6 protein-coding genes are annotated in these 22,382 nt (G+C 64.5%); 3 read left to right on the top strand and 3 right to left on the bottom strand.

Going from position 1 to position 22,382, the window contains the following annotated elements:
• The first annotated feature begins 250 nt into the window (after positions 1-250).
• The 3 genes from BUC40_RS03215 (at position 251) to BUC40_RS03205 (ending at position 18,961) form a co-directional block, all read left to right on the top strand.
• Complete coding sequence (locus BUC40_RS03215) at positions 251-16,213, top strand: beta strand repeat-containing protein (protein WP_073262540.1); 15,963 nt, start codon at positions 251-253, stop codon at positions 16,211-16,213.
• An 87-nt stretch (positions 16,214-16,300) separates the two neighbouring features.
• On the top strand, positions 16,301-18,136 hold the full coding sequence (locus BUC40_RS03210; protein WP_073262538.1) for an O-linked N-acetylglucosamine transferase, SPINDLY family protein: 1,836 nt from the start codon (positions 16,301-16,303) through the stop codon (positions 18,134-18,136).
• An 18-nt stretch (positions 18,137-18,154) separates the two neighbouring features.
• Positions 18,155-18,961, top strand: a complete 807-nt coding sequence (locus BUC40_RS03205; protein WP_073262536.1) for a hypothetical protein — start codon at positions 18,155-18,157, stop codon at positions 18,959-18,961.
• A gap of 28 nt (positions 18,962-18,989) precedes the next feature.
• On the opposite strand, the gene BUC40_RS03200 is transcribed toward BUC40_RS03205, so the two are convergent.
• Genes BUC40_RS03200 through BUC40_RS03190 form a run of 3 tightly spaced genes read right to left on the bottom strand, consistent with a single transcriptional unit; the run spans position 18,990 to position 22,380 of the window.
• Positions 18,990-19,673, bottom strand: coding sequence for a methyltransferase domain-containing protein (locus BUC40_RS03200; protein WP_073262534.1), 684 nt, complete (start codon positions 19,671-19,673; stop codon positions 18,990-18,992).
• 59 nt (positions 19,674-19,732) lie between these two features.
• Complete coding sequence (locus BUC40_RS03195) at positions 19,733-21,055, bottom strand: TolC family outer membrane protein (protein WP_167369131.1); 1,323 nt, start codon at positions 21,053-21,055, stop codon at positions 19,733-19,735.
• Positions 21,056-21,057: 2 nt separating this feature from the next.
• Positions 21,058-22,380, bottom strand: a complete 1,323-nt coding sequence (locus BUC40_RS03190; RefSeq protein ID WP_073262530.1) for an HlyD family type I secretion periplasmic adaptor subunit — start codon at positions 22,378-22,380, stop codon at positions 21,058-21,060.
• Positions 22,381-22,382 lie beyond the last annotated feature (2 nt).

Genomic DNA, 22,382 nt, shown 5'->3' with positions numbered 1-22,382 from the left:
CGCCCGTTTGGCTTTTTTTGCTGAACGCGAGCTGAACGAATTGACTAATGGTTGCATCGTGCCATTATGGTGTTGGCGGTGTTCTTCCGTCGATTTTCCGCACCTCGCGGGCCCAAAAATATTTTTCTCAGAGCTCCTTTAGGTTGTCGCTTTCGCGACGATAGCAATGAACGGATCCCGATATCCGCGGCGGCTTGCCTGTGTCCGGTGGCAAGGCTGAGGCACATATCCTTCTTATAGGTAAGACAAGATGAGCAGCATTTTCACTGGCCTGACCACCGCCCAAGTCGCCGCGCTGTCGACCGATCAGATCGCCGCCCTGACCACCGAAGACGTAGCCGGTATGACCACCGCGCAGGTCGTCGCGCTGACCACTGCACAGGTGCGCGTGCTCACCAGTGATAGCCTCCAGGCGTTTAGCAACAATCAGCTGCAAGCGGTGCAGACCGTCGATCTTGCCGCTTTGACCACTGCTCAGATTGCCGCCCTGACGCCTGCCCAGACTGCTGTTCTCACAACGGCCCAGATCGTCGCTCTGACCCCTTCCCAGGCTGCCGCCCTGACTGCCAGTCAGGCTGCCGCCCTTACCACTGCGCAATTGCAGCGCATGGAGTCCGCCGATTTCGCGGCGCTGGGTTCTGACCAGCTCGCCGCTTTGGATGCCAGTCAGATCGCTGTGCTGAGCACGGCCCAGATTCGCGCGCTGACACCGTCCAAGCTGGCTGCTCTCGGTACCGATGTGTCCGCCCTCAGCAACGCTGCGGTTATCGCGCTGACCAACCAGCAGGTCGCTGGCCTGACCACGGCCCAGATAGAGGCGCTGACCACGATTCAGGTCAGCCGTTTGAATAGTAGCCAGTTGGCAAGCCTGACCACCGCTCAGATTCAGGCTCTGGAAACAGTCGATGTGGCGGCGATCTCCGCCACGGTGGTTGGCGGCTTCACCACTGCGCAGATTGCGGCGCTGAGCACGGAGCAGGTGAAGGCGTTCACTGCAGGGCAGATAGCTCGTCTCGATGCGGCCGATGTGGCTGTCTTTACGACGGCCCAGTTGGTTGCACTCGGTAGCGATCAGGTTGCCGCATTGACGGCGGCGCAGTTCGCCGGTCTCGGCAGTGCCCAGGTGCAGGCCATCGATGCCAGTGATTTCGCCGCGCTTAGCTCGCAGGTCATCGGTACGCTCAAGGTTTCTCAGGTCGCTGCATTGACCACCGATCAGGTGGATGCTCTGACTGCCAGTCAGATCGGTGCGCTCACTGCCGCGCAACTGGCTGCGCTGACCACTGCACAGCTGCAGGCTCTGGACGTTTCCTCCATCTCTGCTGTTAATATTTCTGGCCTGACCACCGCCCAGGTCGCGTCGCTGAGCAATACGCAGATCCAGTCCTTGAGCTCCGCCCAAATCGGTCGCCTCGACACTGCCGATGTCAGAGCCTTGACCACCGCGCAGATCGTGGCGCTCGACTCCGCCCAGCTTGCCGGCCTGACCGGTGCCCAGTTGGGTGCCCTGAGCACCGAGCAGGTCGCCGCCATCGAAGTGGCCGATCTGCCCGGCATTTCCGCTTCGGTCATCGGGTCCATGACTGTCGCCCAGCTGCGCGTCTTGAGTACCGAGCAGATCGCTGCCCTGAGCTCTGCCCAGTTCGCCCGGCTGACGCTCAGCCAACTGGGTGCTCTGAGCACGGCGGCTGTGCAAGCTATCGAGTCGAGTGACTTCGCCGCGATCAGTGTGGCCGCAATACCCGGCCTGACCACGGCGCAAGTAGCGGTTCTGACAGCTGCTCAGGTGGCCGCCCTGACCACTGCCCAGATTCGTGCCATGGAGGTGGCCGATGTCGCCGCGTTGAGCACTACCAGAATCGCGGCACTGGATGCCAGCCAGCTCGGTGCTTTGACTTCGGCGCAGCTCGCCGGGTTGACCACTGCCCAGATCCAAGCCATTGATGATGGCAACATCCCCCTGTTGTCTTCCAGTGCGATCGCCGGGCTGACTCCAGCTCAGATCCGTGCGCTCAGCGACGATCAGCTCATTGCGCTGACCACCGCGCAGGCTGCCGTGCTGAAGGCCGCGCAACTGACCGCGCTGACCACCGACCAAGTCGCCGCCCTGGCGACTGAAGATCTGGCCGCGATATCCGCTGCCGTTATTTCCGGTCTGACCAGCGCCCAGGTGGCAGCCTTGACCGATGCCCAGGTGCAGGCGCTGACCACCGCGCAAATCGCTAGGCTCGACGTGGCGGACCTGCAGGGTCTGTCTACGGCCGACATGGCACTGCTCAGCGCCGCGCAGATCGGCGCGCTTACCGTTGCCCAGATCGCCTCGCTGAGCACTGCCCAAGTTAACTCCATCGAAGCTGGTGATTTGGCGGGGCTATCCACTGCCGCCATAAAGAGCATGAGCTCTTCGCAGATCGCTGCGCTCTCGGAGACGCAATTAGCCGCGCTGAGCACCGCTCAGATCGCTGCGATCGATGCCAGTGATTTCCGTGGGCTGAGCAGTGCACAGCTCGCCGCCTTTGACCTGCAGCAAGTCGCCGCCCTGAGCTCGGCCCAAGTCGCGGCACTGACCCCCGTGCAGATCACTGCCCTTGACGATACGCAATTCGCTGCGTTGACCGCTCAGGCGATCCGTGGCCTCAGTGCCGCGCAAATGGCCCGGCTGACCACTGACCAGATCCAGGCGCTGACCACGCTCCAGGCTGCCGCACTGTCTTCCGCTCAGGTGGCGGCGTTGACCACGGCACAGACAGCAGCGCTGGAGATCGCCGATCTAGTTGCATTGTCCACTGCCGTGATTGCCGGCATGACCACCGCCCAGGTCGCCAGCTTGGGCGTCAGCCAAGTGCAGAGCCTGACCAATGCCCAAGTCATGGCCGTCGAGACTGCAGATATTCGAGCGATGACGACCGCCCAGGTATCGGCGCTGACTGCTTCGCAGGTCGAGGTTCTGACCATTCCGCAGTTGGTGGCCATGACCACGGCGCAAATCGCCGCACTCACTTCGCCGCTGAGTGATGAGCAGCAGGTAGCGCGCGATATCGGGGCCTTGAGCATTACAGCCGTGCGTTCGCTGACGACTGCCCAGATTGCCGCTTGGAGCACCGCCCATGCGGCAGCCCTGAGTTCTGTCCAAGTTGCCGCCATGTCCACAGCGCAGGTTCGCGCCTTTGAGACAGCCGACCTGCAGGCGCTTTCCGCCAGCGTGATTACTGGCATGACGTCCTCGCAGGTAGCTGCATTGACCACTGCCCAGGTCGCTGCGCTGACCAGTGTGCAGGTCGCAGCCATCGAAGTGGCCGACCTGCGCGTGCTCAGCACGGCGCAGATCGCGGCGTTGAACTCCGAGCAGTTCTCCGCGTTGACCAGAATCCAGGCCGCTGCCCTGAGTACCGCTCAGTTGCGCGCGCTGGAAGCCACGGATCTGAGTGCGCTCAGTACGGCAGCGGTCGCCAATCTGACCGCTACTCAGCTTGTCTCGCTGAGCACAGCTCAGGTACTGGCGCTGACCACCGAGCAGTTGCAGGCACTGAGCACTATTCAGATCAAGGCGCTCGCTTCCGCACAGGTTGCTGCCCTCGGCACCGAGCAGCTGGCTGCGTTGAGCTCAGTTCAGGTCACTGCCCTGGACACCATCGATGTAGTGGCGCTGAGCACTTCGCAGATTCAGGCATTGAGTACCGCGCAACTGGTGGCGTTGAGTTCGGCCCAGATCGTGGCGTTGACCAGCAAGCAGGTGGCCGCGCTCGACAGTGCCCAAGTCGCCGCCCTGACGACTGCCCAGATCGTTGCGCTGGGCTCGGAAGACTTCCGCGCCATGAGCGCCGAGCAGCTCGCAGCCCTGGGCTCAGCGCAGATTCGTGCCCTGCAGACTGACGATATCGTGGCCCTGACCACGGCCCAGTTCGTTGCCCTGAGCACCGACCAGGTGAAAGCCCTGACCGTCGCACAGATTCGTGCTATCGAGACGGTCGATCTGCGGCAGTTGAGTACGGCACAGATTGCCAGCCTCAGTTCCGCCCAGATAGCGGCCCTGACCACGGCGCAAGTCTCCAAGCTGCTGACCGAGCAGATCACCGCGCTTGGTAGCGATGACCTCGCGGCCCTGAGTACCGCTGCCATCGTCAGCCTGACCAACGTCCAGGTCGCTGCCCTGAGCACGGCCCAGGTGGCGGCCCTGAGCACCGCTCAGGTTCGCGCGCTCGATGTGGGCGACCTGGCAGCACTCGACACCTCTCAGATCACGGCACTGAGTAGTGCGCAGATTGCGGCCCTCAGCACTCAGCAGATCGCCGGCATGACGCCCGAGCAGATCGCTGCCCTGCAGACCGAAGACCTGGTGGCCCTGTCGACCTTGGCCATTCGCGCTCTGACCAGTATTCAGGTGGCGGAGCTGACCACCGCGCAATTGGCTGCCCTGAGAAGTGCCCAAGTCGCCGCCCTGGAGACGGCTGACCTGCGCGCTCTCAGCCAAGAGCAGATCACCGCCTTGAGCAGCGCCCAGATAGCTGCGCTCGGTTCTCTGCAGATCGCCAGCCTGACCAGTACGCAAATCGCTGCTCTGGAACCCGAGGATATTGCCGCGCTCTCGCTCGCCAATTTCCGTGTGCTCACCACGGCGCAACTGCAGGCGCTGGATGAGGAGCAGCTGGCTGCCCTGACCACGGCTCAGGTCGCATCCCTTACCACCGCGCAATTGCGTGCCTTGTCCGTCAGCCAGATTGCTGCGCTCGAGCCGGCCGATCTCGCCGCCATTTCCACCGCCGGTATCGCCGCCCTGCTCAGCAACCAGCTGCAGGGCCTGACCAGCGAGATGATCGCCGCCCTGACCAGCGCGCAGATCCGCGCCCTGAGCACCGCACAACTTGGTCTGCTGAGTACCGAGCAGGTCGCCGCGATCGAGGTGGACGACCTCCAGCAATTGACCGCTGCCGCCATTAAAGCCCTGAGCAGCGACCAGGTCGCGGCCTTGACCAGCGATCAGATTGCCGCGCTGGGAACGGCGCAGATCGTTGCACTGGATACCGCTGACGTTGCTGCACTCAGCCAGGAGCAATTGCTGGCCCTCAGGCCGGCCCAGCTCGCTGCGCTGACGACCTCGCAGATCGTCGCACTGGGCTCCGATCAGGTGTCTGCCCTGAGCCTTGACCAGCTTGCGGTGTTGACCACGGCACAAGTCCGCGCGCTCGAAACCGTCGACCTGCGTGCCCTGAACGCCGAGCAGATCCAGGCGCTCAGTTCCGCCCAGATCGCCGCCCTGAGCACCGCACAGATTGCCGCCCTGAGCAGCGACCAGGTCGCCGCTCTAGAACTGGGTGATCTGATGGCGCTGTCCACGACCAGCATCAAAGCGCTCGACAGCAGCCAGGTGGCAGCGCTGACCACCGATCAGATTCAGACGCTTAGCAACGCCCAGATCGCCGCCCTGGATACCCAGGATCTGGCCGCCCTGACCAACGAGCAGATCGTCGCCCTGACCAATGAGCAGTTCGCGGCATTCGGGACCGCCCAGATCGCTGCCCTGAGCAGTGCCCAGGTCGCGGCCATCGAGCCGGCTGATCTGCAAAGACTTTCCACCGCCGTCATCCGCAGCCTGGGTACCTCCCAGGTTGGGGCCCTGAGCGCCGAGCAGATCCAGGCCCTCAGCGTGGCCCAGGTCGCCGCGCTGAGCACCGGCCAGATCGCCGTGTTGAACAGCGATCAGATCGTCGCCCTGGAAGTCGAGGATATCGGCGTATTCAGCACCGCCCAGATCGCCGCGCTGAGCAGTGATCAGATAGCCTTGCTGAGTGTCGATCAGATCTCGGCCCTGAGCAGTGCGCAACTCGCCGCGCTCGATACCAGCGACATCCGTGCCCTGGGCACTGCCCAGATCGCTGCCCTCACCGAAGATCAGGTGGTTTCGCTCAACTCGGCGCAGCTGGCTGCCCTGACCACTGAGCAGATTCGTGCGCTTGATGCCGTCGATCTGGCGGCCCTCAGTCGCACCACCATATCTGGTCTGACCACCGACCAGATCATGGCCCTGAGCACCACGCAGATCGCGGCCCTGACCGAAGATCAGGTACCGGCGCTCACCGCCTCGCAGATGGCTGTACTTAGCACCGAGCAGATCGCCGCCTTCGAAGCCCTTGATCTGGCTGCGCTCGCGCCGGCCACAATTGCCGGTCTGACCACCGCGCAGATCGCTGCTCTGAGCTCCCAGCAGATTGCCGCGCTAACTTCCGCTCAGATCGCCGCCATCGAGACCGAAGACCTCGCGGTACTGAGCACCGAGCAGATCGTCGCTCTGACCCAGGCCCAGGTTCGTGGCCTGACCAGCGTCCAGATCGCAGCGCTTAGCAACGACCAACTGGCTGCAATGGAAGTGGCCGATCTGTCGCGCCTCACCACCAGCGGAATTGCCGCCCTGTCCTCGGCGCAAGTGGCTGCTCTGAGTCCTGACCAGGTTTCCGCCCTGACCGTTTCCCAAGTGGCCGCATTGTCCACCGGCAGCCTGGCCGGGCTCAGCAGCGCCCAGGTCATTGCACTGTCGTCGGCCCAGGTGGCCGCGCTGACCACCGAGCAGGTGTTCGCCCTGAGCACCGCGCAGATCCAAGCTCTCGAGGCCGGCGACCTGGCGGCCATGAGCAATACCCGCATTACCGCGCTGAGTTCCGAGCAGGTGGCCGCCCTCAGTGTCGGCCAGTTGGAGGCGCTCAGCACGGCGCAGATCCGCGCCCTGGATACCGAGGACGTGGCCGCGCTGAGCATCACGCAAATAGCTGGCATCAACACGGCCCAGGTGGCCGCGCTGACCACGGCGCAGGTCGCTGCGCTGACCAGCGCGCAGGTTCAGGTGCTGTCCGCCGAACAACTGCAGGCTCTCAGTGCTGCGCAGATCGCCGCCATTGAGACCGAAGACCTCATCGCCCTCAGTACCGATCAACTTCAGGCAATGGGCACTGCGCAGATCGCCGCGCTCAAGGTGGCCCAAGTGGCTGCGCTGACCACCGCTCAGGTGGCGGCGCTGGAAGCCGGGGATGTCGCCGCGCTGAGCACCGCGCAGATCGTTGCGCTGACCACGCAGCAGGTCGCCGCGCTGACCCTCGATCAGGTGGCTGTACTCAGCACGGCACAGGTCCGTGCGCTGGAAACCGCCGATCTGGCCGCCATTGCCACCGATCGCATCGCGATTCTCTCGACCCGCCAGCTTGAGGCCCTGAGCACGGCGCAGATCGTGGCGTTGACCACCGATCAGGTACGTGCCCTGAGCGTCGAGCAATTGCCTGGCCTGAGCACCACCCAGGTGCGTGCACTGGCGACCGACGACCTGGCCGCGTTGACCACCGAACAAGTCGCCGGCCTGAGCCTGGAGCAGGTGGCCGCGTTGAGCACCGCGCAAATCGTCGCGCTGACCACGGCGCAGGTCGCGGCCATTGAGCTGGCCGATCTGGCCGGACTGAGCAGCGCGCAGTTGCGTGCGCTGCAATCCGAGGATCTGGTCGCGCTGACCACCGAACAAGTCTCTGCCCTGAACACGGCGCAGGTCGCTGCCCTATCGACCGCACAGATCGTCGACCTGACCAGTCAGCAGGTTGCCGCCCTCACCAGCAGTCAGATTCAGGCACTGTCCACGCTACAGGTGCGCGCGCTGGAAACTGCCGACCTGGCGGCCATGAGCACCGCGCAGATTCAGGCCCTGACCACAGCGCAGATCGCCGCCCTGAGCACGGCGCAGGTCGCCAATCTGACCCAGACCCAAGTAGCGGCGCTGGAAAGTGCAGACCTGCGTACCCTCAGCACCGCGCAGATCGTGGCGCTGACCACTGCGCAGATCGCCGCGCTGACCACGGCGCAGATCACCCAACTGACCAGCACTCAGATTGCGGCGCTGGAAACTGCCGATCTTGCGGCGCTCAGTCAGGATCAGGTCTATGCCCTTAGCGGTTCGCAGCCGACCGCGCTGACCACCGCGCAGATCGCCAGCTTGCCGACGGCGCAGATCGCGTCCCTGCAGACCTCCGACCTGGTTCGTCTGACCACCGCACAGATCGTTGCGCTGACCAGCATCCAGGTGCAGGCGCTGACGCTCGATCAGGTACCGGCCCTCACCACAGCGCAGATCCGCGCCTTGGAAACCACCGATCTCGCCGCCCTGTCGGCCGAGCAGATTCAGGCGCTGACCACTGCCCAGGTAGCCGCGCTGAGCACTGAGCAGGTCGTCGCGCTGACCACCGCTCAGGTTGCGGCTCTTGAGCTGGCCGATCTGGTGGCGCTGACCACCACGCAGATCCGTGCGCTGGAAACCGCTGACCTGGCGGCGCTAACCGATGCCCAGATCGCGGCGCTGACCACCGCGCAGGTCGCCGCTCTGAGTACAGCTCAGATCGGCAAACTGACCACCGATCAGATCGCCGCGCTGGAAGCCGTCGACCTGCGTGCCCTGAGCACTGCTCAGATCGTGGCCTTGAGCTCCGATCAGGTGCAGGCGCTGAGTGTCAACCAGATCGCCGCGCTGACTACTGCGCAGGTGCGGGCCATCGAGACCGCCGACCTGGTGGCGCTCAAGGCCGATCAACTGGCAGCGCTCACGACTGCGCAGATCCAGGCGTTGAGCAATGCGCAAATCGTGGCACTGACTACCGCTCAGGTTCAGGCGTTGGCCCTGGATGACCTGCAGGCGCTGACCACCGCCCAGCTCGTGGCAATGGAAACCGTCGATCTGGCTGCCCTGACGACTGACCAGATCGTGGCTCTGACCACCGCCCAAGTGGCGGCGCTGACCAGCGCGCAACTGCAGGCGCTGACCACCACTCAGGTGGCTGCCCTAGAAACGGCCGACCTGGTAGCGCTCAGCCCGAGCCAGATCGCCAAGTTGGAAACCGTCGATGTCGCTGCTCTGCAAGCGGCCCAGGTCGCCGCGTTGACCACCAATCAGGTGGTTGCGCTGACCACGTCGCAGGTCGCCGCACTTGGCAGTGATCAACTGGCCGCCCTCACTACCGCTGGCCTGCAGGCGCTGACCAGCGCGCAGATCCGTGCCATCGATGCCGTCGATCTGCCGGCCCTGAGCAGCGCCCAGCTGGTAGCGCTGACCACGGCCCAGGCGTCCGCCCTGACCACGGCCCAGGTTGCCGCTCTGGCGCCAAGCCAGGTGGCTGTACTGGAGAACGTCGATCTGGCCGCCCTGGGTACTGCCCAGATAGCAGCCATGAGTTCGGCACAACTGGCTGCGCTGAGCAGCGGACAACTGCGCTCGCTCACGGCGGCTCAGATCAAGGCCATCGAAACCGCAGACCTGGCGGCGCTCAGCGCCAATCAGGTCAACAAACTGACCACAATGCAGATCCAGGCTCTGAGTAGCGCTCAGCTGGTGGCCCTGACCACGGCGCAGATCGAGTCGCTGACCACGGCGCAGGTCGCCGCGCTGACCTCGGCACAGGTCCAGTCCCTGGAAACGGCTGACGTGGCTGCCCTCACCGCCGCCCAGATCGTCGCGCTCAGCAGCGCCCAGGTCGCCGCATTGAAGGCGACTCAGCTGGCGGCCCTGACGGTCGACCAGATCGTTGCCCTGGAAACCGTCGACCTGGCTTCTATCAGTGCCTTGCTGATTCCAAGCCTGACCTCTGACCAGATGGCTGCGCTGACCACGGCGCAAGTCTCCGCTCTGACCACGGCTCAGGTCGCCGCGCTGGAGACGGCGGATCTGGTGGCTTTGAGCGCTGATCAGATCGTTGCCCTGCGGCCGGCTCAGGTTGCCGCACTGACCACTGCCCAGGTCGCCGCACTGACCACCGCCCAGGTCGCCGAGCTGGAGCTCGCCGACCTGCAGGGCATGAGTTCTGCGCAACTGGTCGCCCTGACCACGGCACAGATCCGTGCCTTGAGTCCGTCGCAGATCGCCGCTCTGGGGACTGCCCAAGTGCGTGCGCTGGAAATCGCCGATTTCGCCGCCCTGACCAGCGATCAGCTGGCTGCGCTGAGCACCGCGCAGATCCAGGCACTGACCACGGCGCAGATCATCGCCCTGACCACCGCCCAGGTTTCCGCTCTGGAGCCGGTCGATGTCGCGGCGCTGACCACGGCGCAGATCGTTGCGCTGGAAACCGCCGATCTGGCGGCCATGACGGTCGAGCAGATCGCTGCCCTGACCAGCACCCAGATCGCCAAGCTTACCATCGCTCAGGTGGGGGCCCTGACCACCACACAGGTTGCTGCTATCGAAAGCGCTGACCTGGCTGCGCTCACTAACCTGCAACTGCAGGCTCTGAGTACGGCGCAGGTTCGTGCGATGGGTGTCGAGCAGATCGCTGCTCTGGGCACTGGCCAGGTCGTTGCCCTGTCCACCGCTAGCGTCCAGGCACTGAGCACCGCTCAGGTCGTCGCGCTGACCACTGGCCAAGTGGCCGCACTGACCACTGCTCAGATCGTCGCGCTCACCGGCGCCCAGGTCGCTGCACTGCAAACCGATGACCTGGCTGCCCTGACCACGACGCAGATCCGCGCCCTGGAAACGACTGACCTGGTTGCCCTGACCCAGCCGCAGATCGTCGCCCTGACCAGCGCGCAGTTCGCGGCGCTGACCACTGGCCAGGTCGCGGCGCTGACCACCATCCAGGTAGCCGCCATCCAGAGTGGCGACCTGCAGGGCCTGAGCACGGCACAGATCGTTGCCCTGACCACCGCCCAGGTGCATGCACTGACGGGTGAGCAGGTCGCTGCCCTGAGCACGGCGCAGATCCGCGCCCTGGAAACGGCGGACATCGTTGCCCTCGGCACCGAGCAGATCATTGCCCTGACCAGCGCGCAGAGTGCTGCCCTGACCACCGCCCAGATCGCTGCTATGAGCAGCGAGCAGGTGGCATCGCTGGAGGTCGCTGATCTGGCGGCACTCAGCTCGGTACAGATCCGCGCGCTGAAAACCGCCGATATCGCGGCCCTGACCCAGGAGCAGGTAGCCGGTCTGACCACCGCCCAGGTCGCCGCGTTGAGCACGGCTCAGATGGTGGCCCTGACCACTGCCCAGATCGAGCAGCTGTCCTCCGCCCAGGTGGCGGCGCTGACCACGGCGCAGGTGGCTGTGCTGGAGACAGGCGATATCGCGATCCTGTCCGAGGTGCAGATCGCCGCGCTGACTCCGCAGCAGGCGGCCGCACTTACCGCCACGCAGATCGCTGCACTGGGGCTCGACCAACTTGGTAGCCTGGAAACCGCGGATCTGGCTGCCCTGTCCACGGCCGCCATCGCCGGCCTCAGCACGGTGCAGGTCGCTTCGCTGTCGCTGGCCCAGGTCGCCGCTCTGACCACCGCCCAGGTGGCCGCTCTGGAAGTGGCCGACTTCGCCTCGATGACGCCGGAGCAACTGGCCGAGCTGAGCACTGCACAGGCAGCCGCGCTGAGTAGCGCGCAATTGGGGGCGCTGAACGGCGAGCAAACGGCGGCCTTGAGCCCGGATGCGCTGAACTCGGCGGATCTGGCCTTCATCAACTCGCTGACGCCGAGCAACGTCCCGTCGCTAACCACCGAGCAGATCGCCGCCTGGACCACACGCCAGGTTCGCATCCTGGAAACCGAGGATCTTGCCGCGCTGACCACCAGCCAGGTACAGGCCCTTACCACTGCGCAGATGCAGGCGCTGACCACCGCGCAGATCCAGGCGCTGACTACCGGCCAGGTCGCCGCGCTGGAAAGCCAGGACTTCGCCGTGCTGAGCAACGCCCAACTGGTGGCGCTGACCACCGCCCAGGCCGCCGCGCTCACCGATGTCCAGCTCGCTGCCCTGAGCACGGCACAGGTGCGTGCACTGGAGGTCGTAGACCTGGCCGCGCTGAGCAGTAGCCACATCGCGGCCCTGAGTACGGCGCAGATCGAGGCGTTGACCGCTGCGCAGATCCAGGGGCTGACCACTGCGCAGGTTGCTGCCCTGACGGCTGACCAGATCATCGCGTTGACCACTGCGCAGATCCGCGCCATGGAAACCGCCGACCTGGCCGCCCTGGGTGCCGATCAGGTCAGCGCGATCCAGACCGAAGACCTGCGGGCTCTGACCAACGAGCAGGTCATGGCGCTGACCACGGCGCAGGTCGTGGCCTTGACCAACCAGCAGATCGCGGCGCTCTCCACAGCTCAGGTGCGAGTACTGGAAACCGCCGATGTCGCCGCCCTGACCCTGGAGCAGGTCAGTGCACTGACCACGGCCCAGGTGTCGGCGCTGACCACGGCGCAGATCGTGGCGCTGACGCCGGATCGTTTCGCCGAGTTCTCCACGGCGCAGATCGCTCGCCTGAGCACGGCGCAGATCGAAGTGATGAGCACGGCGGACATTGCAGCCCTGACCGAAGAGCAGGTGCAGGCACTGAGCACCGTGCAGGTCGCTGCGCTTAGCACTGGACAGCTGTCGAGCCTGACCGTCGCTCAGGTCGCTGCGCTGAGCACGGCTGTCATCCAGTCGCTCAGCTCGGCCCAACTGGTGGCGCTGACCACGGCTCAGGTGCAAGCCCTGGTCTTCGAGCAGATCGCGTCCCTTACCACAGCGCAGATCGCGCTGATGGAAACCGCTGATATCGCCGCGCTGACTGCCGACCAGGTCCAGCTTCTGTCTACCGCCCAGGTGGCGGCCTTGACGTCGGCCCAGGTAATCAACCTGACCACGGCGCAGATCGCTGCTCTCGATGGCCAGTCGCTGGCTGCGCTGTCCACCAGCGTGATTCCGCAGTTGACCTCGGCGCAGGTACAGGCCATCACCCTGGATCAGATCGGTTCGCTGACCACCGCGCAGATTCGTGCACTGGAAACTGCTGACCTGGCGCTGCTCAGCAGCACCCAGCTGGCTGGCCTGCAGCTGTCGCAGATCGCTGCCCTGAGCACCGCTCAGGTGGTGGCGCTGACGACGGCGCAGGTCCAGGCACTGAGCATCGATCAGGTGCAGGCACTGACCACTGCCCAGGTCGCCGCACTGGAGACCGCTGACATCCAGGCCCTGACCACGGCCCAGATCTCCGGGCTGGAGGCGGCTGACGTCGCGGCGTTGACCTCGGCGCAGATCGTCGCGTTGACCACGGCGCAGGTACAGGCACTGACCAACGAACAGATCCAGGCGTTGACCAAGGCGCAGCTGGCCGAGCTTGAGACCGTCGATCTGGCGGCCCTGAGCACCACGCAGATCCGTGCGATCGAGACGGCCGACATCTCCGGTCTGACCAGCGCCCAGATCGTCGCGCTGACCACGGCCCAGGTGGCGGCGCTGACCGCAGCGCAGATCCAGGCGTTGACCACGGCCCAGTTCCTGGCCATGGAAACCGTCGACCTGGCAGCGCTGACCACCGCGCAGATTCAGGCCATGGAAACCCGTGACATCGCTGCCCTGAGCACCGCTCAGATCGCCGCGCTGACCAGTGACCAGGTCAAGGCACTGACCACCGCGCAGATCGTCGCCTTGAGCACCGATCAGATTCCGGCGCTGGAGGCTGCCGACTTCGCCCTGCTCAGCACCGAGCAGATCGCCGCCATGCAAACGCGCGACGTGGCCAGGCTGACCACTGCGCAAGTCGTCGCTCTGACCAGCGAGCAGGCAGGGGCCCTCACTTCTGGACAACTGGCGGCGCTGAGTACGGCGCAACTGACCCGCATGGAAACCGAAGACCTGGTCGCGTTGACCACCAGCACGCTGCAAGGCCTGAGCGCCGAGCAGGCTGCAGCGCTGACCACGGCGCAGGTCGCGGCATTGACCACGGCGCAGATCGTGGCGCTGAACACCGTCGACCTGGCGGCACTGACCACGGCGCAGATCGTTGCCCTGGGCAGTGATCAGGTTAAGGCGCTGACCACGCTGCAGATCCAGGCGCTGACCAGTGCCCAGGTCAACGCGCTGGAAGTCGCCGATTTCGCGGAGATGACGACGGCGCAGATCGTGGCGCTGAAGACCTCCGACGTGGCGGCGCTGACCACCGCGCAGATCGTTGCCTTGACCACGGCGCAGGCCGAGGCGTTGGGCTCTGCCCAGCTCGCCGCGCTGAGCACTGCGCAACTGGTGGCGATGGAAGTGGCCGATGTGGCGAAGCTGAACACGGCAGCGATCGTTGGTTTGACCACGGCCCAGGCCGCAGCGCTGACCACCGATCAGGTGCAGGCGTTAACCGCTGCCCAGCTGCAGGCCATGGAAACCCGTGATCTGGCGGCCTTCACCACGGCTCAGGTGCGTGCGCTGACCAGCGACCAGTTCCAGGCGTTGACCACCGATCAGATCAAGGGCTTGAGCAGTGCCCAGGTCGAAGCGCTGGAAACCCAGGATCTGGTTGCACTGACCACGGCGCAGATTCGTGCGCTCGATGCCAGTGACCTGGCGCTGCTCAGTACCGGGCAACTGCAGGTGCTGACGACCGAGCAGGTCGAGTCGCTGACCACCGAGCAGATCGTCAAGCTCACCACCGAGCAGGTGTCCAAGCTGACCATCGCCCAGTTGCAGGCGCTGACTACCGAGCAGATCGCTGCTATGCAGGGCGTTGACGTCGCTTCGCTGACCACTGCCCAGGTGGTGGCGCTGACCACTGCCCAGGTTCAGGCTCTGACGACGGCGCAGATCGTGGCCCTGACCAGCGAGCAGTTCGCGGCGATGGAAACCGCCGATCTGGCTGCCCTGAGTACGGCGCAGATCCAGGCCATTCAGGGCTCCGACCTGGCGGCGCTGAGCACCGAGCAGATCGTTGCGCTGACCACCGCCCAGGTGCAGGCACTGACCACGGCGCAGATCGTTGCGCTGACCACTGCCCAGTACCACGCGATGGCACTGGACGACCTGCAGGCGTTGACCACGGCGCAGATCCAGGCCATGCAGATCTCCGACCTGGCGGCGCTGAGCACCGATCAGATCCAGGCGCTGACCACGGCCCAGGTGCAGGCACTGACCGCTGCGCAGGTCTACGGCCTGACCACCGAGCAGGTCGCGGCGCTGACCAACAACGCTCTGCAGGCGCTGACCACGACGCAGATCCAGGCCATGCAGAACACCGACCTGGCGTCGCTGACTGCGGCTCAGATCCAGGTGCTGAGTACCGATCAGGTGGTGGCATTGACCACGGCCCAGGTCAAGGCGCTGACCCTGACCCAGATCGCGGCAATGAGCAGTGCGCAGATCGCTGCCCTGGAAACGGCCGACATCGTCGCGCTGTCCTCGGCGCAGATCGGGGCCATCGAGTCGGCTGACTTCGCGGCGTTGAGCACGGCGCAACTGCGTGCCATCGATGTGGCGGACATCCCGGCACTGACCACCGATCAGTTGAGCCTTCTGACCATGGCACAGGCCGACGCCTTCACGGCGGCGCAACTGGCGGCCATGAGCAGCGAGCAGCGTGCCGAGATAACCACCTCGCCGCTGATCCTCGATCTCAATGGCGACGGTGCGCAGACCCTGAGCTGGAGAGCCGGTACCCAGTTCGATATCGACGGTGACGGCGATCTCGATACCACCGGTTGGGTAGGCCGCGGTGATGGCATGCTGGCGCTCGACCGCAACGGCGATGGCATCATCAACGATGGTAGCGAGCTGTTCGGTACCGCGACCACCCTGGCTGACGGTAGCAAGGCCAAGAATGGTTTCGAGGCCCTGGCCGAGCTGGACAGCAATCAGGATGGCCGTATCGATGCCAGTGATGATGCCTTCGCTTCGTTGCGTGTCTGGGTCGATGCCAACCAGGATGGCGTCAGCCAGGCCGACGAGCTGTACGGCCTGTCGAACCTGGGTATCGCCAGCATCAACCTGAGTTCGCAGGCGAGCAGCGAGCTGAGCAACGGCAACTGGATCGGCCTGACTGGCAGCTACGAGACGGTCGACGGTCAGGTTCGCAGCTTGGTCGACGCCTGGTTCCGCAGCAGTGATGCCGAGACACAGACGCTCGACCTGACCACGCTCAAGCCTGAGTCGGTCAGCGAGCACAGCCTGAGCCGCATCGACCTCGGCAATGACGGCGGTGCGGCCAGCAAGCTGAAGCTCGATGCCGAGAGCGTCAGCCAGTTCGGTCAGACCGGGCTGGTCGATACCAGTGGCCTGGGGGCTTCGCAGCCGGTACAACTGATCGTCAATGGCGATGCCAATGACAGCGTGCAGATCGCCGGTTCGGCCGATCAGTGGCAGGCTGCCGGCACCGTCAAGGTCGACGGCACCAGCTACGAGGTGTACAACGACGGCGATATCCAGTTGCTGGTTGCCAGCAACGTGCACACCAGCTTCTACTCCTGAGTAGACGCTGGACACCCATCGCGCGGCGGCGCTTGAGCGCCGTCGCGCGATGTTGATGTGCAACCCATTGCCTGATAAGACGCCTACATGTCCGCAAATCCGCTGGAAAGTCCGAATCTAGATCTGGTCCTGCTCACCGCGCTGCAGTTCTCCGAGCAGGCCGCACTCGAACCCATGCAATTGATTGCCGTGGCCGAGCGCCTGGGCCATGCCGGTCGACCCGCCGATGTTGTGCGGCTCTACCAGACCTGGTTGCAGCATTGCAGCTCGAGTGCCGACTACATCGTGCAGTTCAACCTGGGCGTGACGCTGGCGCAGCTGGAGCAGTTGCCGGCTGCTGAACAGGCCTACCGCGCGGCAATCGTCCGCAAGCCGGATTTCGTCCAGGCCTGGTTCAACCTGGGTGCAGTGATCGAGCGTCAGGGCCGTGCGGAAAACGCCCTGGTAATCTGGCAATCGATGCTCGATCACCCGCTGGTGGCGCCTGACCTGAATCACGACCTTTACATCATGGTGCTCAACAGCATGGGCCGGCTGATGGAAGAGGTGCGCAAGCTGGAGGCGGCCGAGCAGAAGCTGCTGGCCAGCCTGCAAGCCGAGCCCGACCAGCCCAAGGTGATCCAGCATTGGGTGCACCTACGCCAGAAACAGTGCCAGTGGCCGGTGCTGGTCCCAACGGCGGGGCTGTCGCGCGGTGACCTGCTCAAATCCACCTCGCCGTTGGCGATGCTGTCGGCCAGTGACGATCCGGGTCTGCAATTGGCCACGGCCATGCATTTCGTCAACGAGCGGGTCGACCAGCGAGTCGCTCTGCTGGCGCCGCCCAATGGCTATGCCCACACCAAGTTGCGGATCGCCTTCCTGTCCTCGGATTTTTGCCTGCACGCGGTGTCGCTGCTGACGGTCGAGCTGTTCGAACTGCTCGACCGCGAGCGTTTCGAGGTCTACGGCTTCTGCTGGAGTCGCGAGGATGGCTCGGCGTTGCGGGCGCGGGTGAAGGCGGCCATGGATCACTTCATGCCGATCGGCGGTCTGGACGATGCCAGCGCCGCCCAACTGATCCGCCAGCACGAGATCGACATCCTAGTCGATCTGCAGGGGCTGACGTCGGGGGCGCGGCCGAACATCCTGGCTTACCGCCCGGCACCACTGCAGCTCACCTATCTGGGCTTCCCGGGGCCAACCGGTCTGCCCTGCGTCGACTACGTGATTGCCGACCGCTACCTGATTCCCGAAGACGAGAAGCCCTTCTACAGCGAAAAACCGCTGTACCTGCCGGTGTTCCAGTGCAACGATCGTCAGCGCCCGGTGGCGCCATTGCCGTCTCGTAGCGAGTGCGGCCTGCCGGAAGATCGTTTCGTGTTCTGCTGCTTCAACAACAACTACAAGTTCAACGAGCAGATGTTCTCCTGCTGGATGCGCATCCTCGCTGCGGTGCCGGACAGCCTGTTCTGGCTGCTGGCCGACAACCAATGGTCGCAGGCCAACCTGATCGCCTGCGCCGAGCGCCATGGTGTCAGCGCCGACAGACTGGTTTTTGCCCCGCGAGTGGCGCCGGAGCTCTACCTGGCACGCTACACGGTGGCGGATCTGTTCCTCGACGCCTATCCGTTCAACGGCGGCACCACGGCTAATGACGCCTTGTGGATGGGGCTGCCGGTTCTGACCCGCTCTGGCCGTACCTTCGCCTCGCGTATGGCAGGCAGCCTGCTTACCGCGCTGGAACTGCCCGAGCTGATCACCGAGAATCTGGTGGACTACGAGCAGTGTGCCATCGAACTGGCTCGCGACCCCGAGCGTCTGCGCGACCTGCGCCAGCGCCTGCAACAGGGGCGAGAGACCTCCCTGCTGTTCGACATGCCTCGCTTCGTGCGCAGCTTCGAAGAGGGTATCGACGACGCCTATGCCCAGTTGCGCCAATAGGCTGGAGAGACAACGAACATGCCTGCCGAGCCCATTCACCTGTTCCACATCGCCTATTCGGACGCCACCCTCGAGGGCATGCCGGCGGGTTTCGAGTTGCTCGACAACATGGCCCACGAGCGTGACGACTGGCGAGAGTACTGGCCGATCCGCCGTTTCCTGCTGGAGCAGCCACTGGATGAGGAAGCCTGGTACGGCTTTTTCTCCCCACGTTTCAAGGATAAGATCGGACTGGGTGCGTTGCACGTCAGGGAATTCGTGCAGGCGGCCGCAGCCACTGGTGTCGACGTGTGCACCTTCAGTCCGCAGCCCGACATGGGCGCGTTCTTTCTCAACGTGTTCGAGCAGGAAGACCTGTTCCACCCCGGCTTTCTCGACATCAGCCAGGCCTTCGTCAGGCATGTCGGGCTCGATGTGGCATTGCGGCAGCTGGTCATGGACTCCCGGCAGATCGTCTTCAGCAACTATATCGTCGCGCGCCCGTCCTTCTGGCGTCGCTGGCTGGAACTCAACGAGCAGCTGTTCGTACTTTGCGAGCAGGGCGAGGGCGAGCTGGCAGACGGGCTGCGTCGCGAGTCTTCTTACCCGGGCAGCGTCCCCTGCAAGGTGTTCCTGATGGAGCGCCTGGCCTCGCTGATCCTGACCCTGGAGCAGGGCTGGCGAGTGCGCGCCTACAACACCTTCGACTGTGCCTGGTCGGCGAGTCGCCTGAACCAGTTCCGACTCGAGGCGGTGCTCAGCGACGCGCTGAAAATCGCCATGCGCGAGCAGGGCTTCACCCAGTACCGCGATGCCTTCGCGGCGCTGCGCGACAAGCTACGCTAGCGCTGGCCTGTGCCTGCGCCCATGAGGCTCACTTCAGGCGCAGACGGCCGGCGATGGTCTCGGAAATGATGCGCAGCTTCATCCCGTCTTCCGGGAACTCCTGCTGATTGAGAATACCCTCCTGGCCATGGATGAAGCCGTTGGCGTAGTTCTGGAAGCTATTCAGAATGCGCTGCTGATGCTGCGGCAGGTGTTCGCGATCCTTGAGGAAAACCGCTACATAGTCGTTCCACAGACCGTTGCTCTGGTAGGACGTGTAGGACTCCAGCATCAGCGTGTTGTAACCACAGCGGTTGGCCCAGTTGGCCAGGGCATTGCCCGAGTCCGGGTAGAACCGCCAGCAGTCGACCGGATAGCGGTGGAACAAGCCGTTCGACGGCGCGTTCAGGTAGAACAGCCCGGTCGGCTTGAGCACGCGCATGATCTCGTTGAACAGCAGCCAGAAGAACTCCGAGTGCTCGAAGCAGGAGCTGCTGACGATCGCGTCGAGCGAGCCATCCTCGAACGGCAGTTTGTAGGGGTCATCGATGATGATGTCGACACCCTTGCCCTGTACGAAGTCGACGCCGATATAGGTGGCGTTATCCGGGCAGACATCCTTGAGCGAGCCGTTGACGTTCTGCGCGCCAATGTCGGCGACGGTCACCTGGCCGAGCGGCTTGAGGTAGGTGTCGAAGAATAACTTGCCGTTTTCCATCGCGGATGGATGCATGGGATGTCTCGCTGGTTGTGGTTGTTGTCGGCAATGCCAGTCTGATCTTTTTCACGCCGCTAGAACAGCGTCTTCACCTGTTGCAGTACTGCCCGGTTCATCAGGCCGCTGCGGGCGTGCAGTTCCACCAGGCTCTGCAGCATGTCCAGCTTGCTGTTGAGCAGGTCGCGGCGCGCAGCAAACAGACTCTGTTGCGCATTGAGAATGTCCACCGTCGAGCGTACCCCCGCCTGGTAGCCTTTTTCCGCCGACTCCAGCGCGCGCTGACTCGAGTGCACGGCGGTTTGCAAGGCGCGGCTCTTGGCATAACCGCTGACCACGCCGAGGTAGTTGCGCTCGATGTCCTCGGCCAGTTGCCTGGCCTCGTCGTCGAGTTGCGACTGGGCGCTGGACAGCGCGTACTGCGATTTGCGCGAGGCCGCGTTGACGCCGCCGCCGCCATAGAGCGGCACGTTCAGCGACAGGCCCAGGTAGGAGGAGGACTGGCGCCGGTAGTCTTCGCTGAGGTTGTCACGGTCGCTGTGGTTAAGCTCGCCGACCAGCGCCAGCGTCGGATAGTGGCCGGCCCGCTGCACGCCGACCTCGGCTTGTGCCACGGCGACCGACTCGCGGCGTGCGTCCATGCGTGGCGCCGCGAGGCGTGCCTGGGACTGCCAGAAGGCGAGATCCTGCTTGGTCAGCAATGGCGCTGTAGGAGGCAGTTCGTCATCCATTGCAGTGATCGTCTCGACTGTCACGCCGGTACGGCCGGAAAGGGCGTGCAGGGCAGCCTGCAGACGTGCGCGTGATTCGATCTGCAGGGCCAGGATCAGGTCGAGCCTCGCCTGGGCCTCGTCGATATCGGTGATGGTGCCGTCGCCGGCTTCGAACAGGCGACGGGTCTGCTTGACCAGGCCTTCGATGGCGATCTTCTGCTGTTCGCTCAGACGCAGTTCGTTGCCCAGGCGAGCAACCTCGAAGTAAGCCTCCACGACCCGTGGGAACAGTTCCTGGAAGGCGTCGTCGTAGAGTGCCTCGCCCATACGCTGGCGAGCCTTGGCCTGGGCGTAGTAGGCGGTCTTGGCACGGTCGTAGAGCGTCTGACGGGCGCTCATGCTAAGACCGCTGGTGGTGTAGCGCTGGTCTGCGGTTCCGCTGTCGAGATCGCGTCCCCTGAGCTGGCGCGTGCTGCCATAGTTGCCGTTCAGGTTGATCTGCGGCAGCAGCGGGGCGAGGCCGATGTCCTTCTCTTGCTGGCTGGCCTGGTACTCGTAGGTTGCTGTCTGGAAGCTCGGATCGTGGTACAGCGCATTGTCGTAGGCATCGAGCAGGCTCATGGGGGCTGGCTCGGCGGCATAGGCCAGCAGAGGCAGGAGGCTCGACAGAACGAGGATCAGGCGCATGGTCATTCTTCCTTGAGGGCGCCGCGGATGCGTTTTTCCAGAGGGCTCAGCAGGTACTTGAGGAAGGTGCGTTCACCCGTCTGCACCAGCACTTCGGCCTGCATGCCCGGCTTGACCTCCAGGCCATGGGCCAGCAGACGGGCGACGGCCTCGGCGCCGACCTCCACCTCGACGGAAAAGTAGGGCTGCCCGGTCTTGTCGTCGAGCAACTGATCCCCGGATACCGTCAGCACCGTACCCTCGACCACCGGCAGGGTGGCGCTATTGAGCGAGGAAAAGCGCAGGTTCACCGGCAATCCGGTCTTCAGGCGGTCGGCGACAAGCGGCTCGAACTTGGTCTTGATGATCCAGGCCGAGCCTTGCGGAACGATATCCATGAGGCGTTGCGCCGCCGGGATCACGCCGCCCACGGTATGTACGGTCAGGCCGATTACCTGGCCGGCGACCGGTGCGCGGATGGCGGCGTTGTTCACCTCGAACTCCAGGGCCTTGATACGTTCTGACAGGCTGGAAGCCTCGGCGGCCACGCTGGCCAGCTGGGATTCGGCATCGATGCGGAAGCTTTGCTGCAGCTGCAGCGCCTGCAGCTTGGTCTCGGTGATGCTCTGGCGCGTTTTGCCGATATCGGATACCCCAGCGGTGAGTTGCGCGCTGAGTTGCGATGAGTTGCGCTCGGCTTCGAACAGGCGATTGCGCGGTACATAGCCCTCGGCGGCAAGCTGGCGCAGGCCGTCGAGCTCCTGGCGCTGGTAGTCGAGCTGAGTTTCAAGATGACGCTTGATCTGCTCGTAGGCATGCAGTTGTTCGAGCAGCGATGCGGTCTGGTTCTCGAGGATCTGCCGCCGGCTGGCCAGTTCAGCGCGGCGGGTTTCGAACAGGTTGGTCTGCAGATCCATGTTGCGTTTGGCGCGCGGGTCTTCGGCGTGCTCTAGCAGATCGTCCGGCCATGCGATGCCGTCGAGGCCATGACGCTCCGCGCTCAGCCGAGCCTCGTTGGCACTTGCGCTGAACCACTGGCCAAGGGCGACTTCGAGTTGCGATTGTGCCTGGATGGTATTGAGCTGGACGAGTACCTGGCCAGCGGCGACCCGGTCGCCCTCGCGCACCAGAATATTATCCACTGCACCGCCGGCTAGGGCCTGCACGGTCTTGCGCTCACCAGCGACCACCACTGTGCCGCTGCCGGCTACGCCTTGTGCCAGCGGTGCCAGGGCTGCCCAGAGGATAAAACCGCCCAGGCCGATGGCAATGATCCACAGGCCGAGGCGAGCCGTCTTGCTGGCGTCGCGATTGATGTCGGGCGCAGAGGCTACGGTGCTGGACATGG

Origin of the sequence: Phytopseudomonas punonensis (assembly GCF_900142655.1) — a bacterium.
Classification (GTDB): domain Bacteria; phylum Pseudomonadota; class Gammaproteobacteria; order Pseudomonadales; family Pseudomonadaceae; genus Aquipseudomonas; species Aquipseudomonas punonensis.
The sequence above is the reverse complement of the archived record's forward strand: the minus strand, read 5'-3'. Positions and strand labels throughout refer to the sequence as shown.

Coding starts and splice junctions, on each gene's coding strand:
- BUC40_RS03205 (WP_073262536.1), top strand. CDS start 18,155: ATGCCTGCCGAGCCCATTCACCTGTTCCACATCGCCTATTCGGACGCC.
- BUC40_RS03210 (WP_073262538.1), top strand. CDS start 16,301: ATGTCCGCAAATCCGCTGGAAAGTCCGAATCTAGATCTGGTCCTGCTC.
- BUC40_RS03200 (WP_073262534.1), bottom strand. CDS start 19,673: ATGCATCCATCCGCGATGGAAAACGGCAAGTTATTCTTCGACACCTAC.
- BUC40_RS03215 (WP_073262540.1), top strand. CDS start 251: ATGAGCAGCATTTTCACTGGCCTGACCACCGCCCAAGTCGCCGCGCTG.
- BUC40_RS03195 (WP_167369131.1), bottom strand. CDS start 21,055: ATGCGCCTGATCCTCGTTCTGTCGAGCCTCCTGCCTCTGCTGGCCTAT.
- BUC40_RS03190 (WP_073262530.1), bottom strand. CDS start 22,380: ATGTCCAGCACCGTAGCCTCTGCGCCCGACATCAATCGCGACGCCAGC.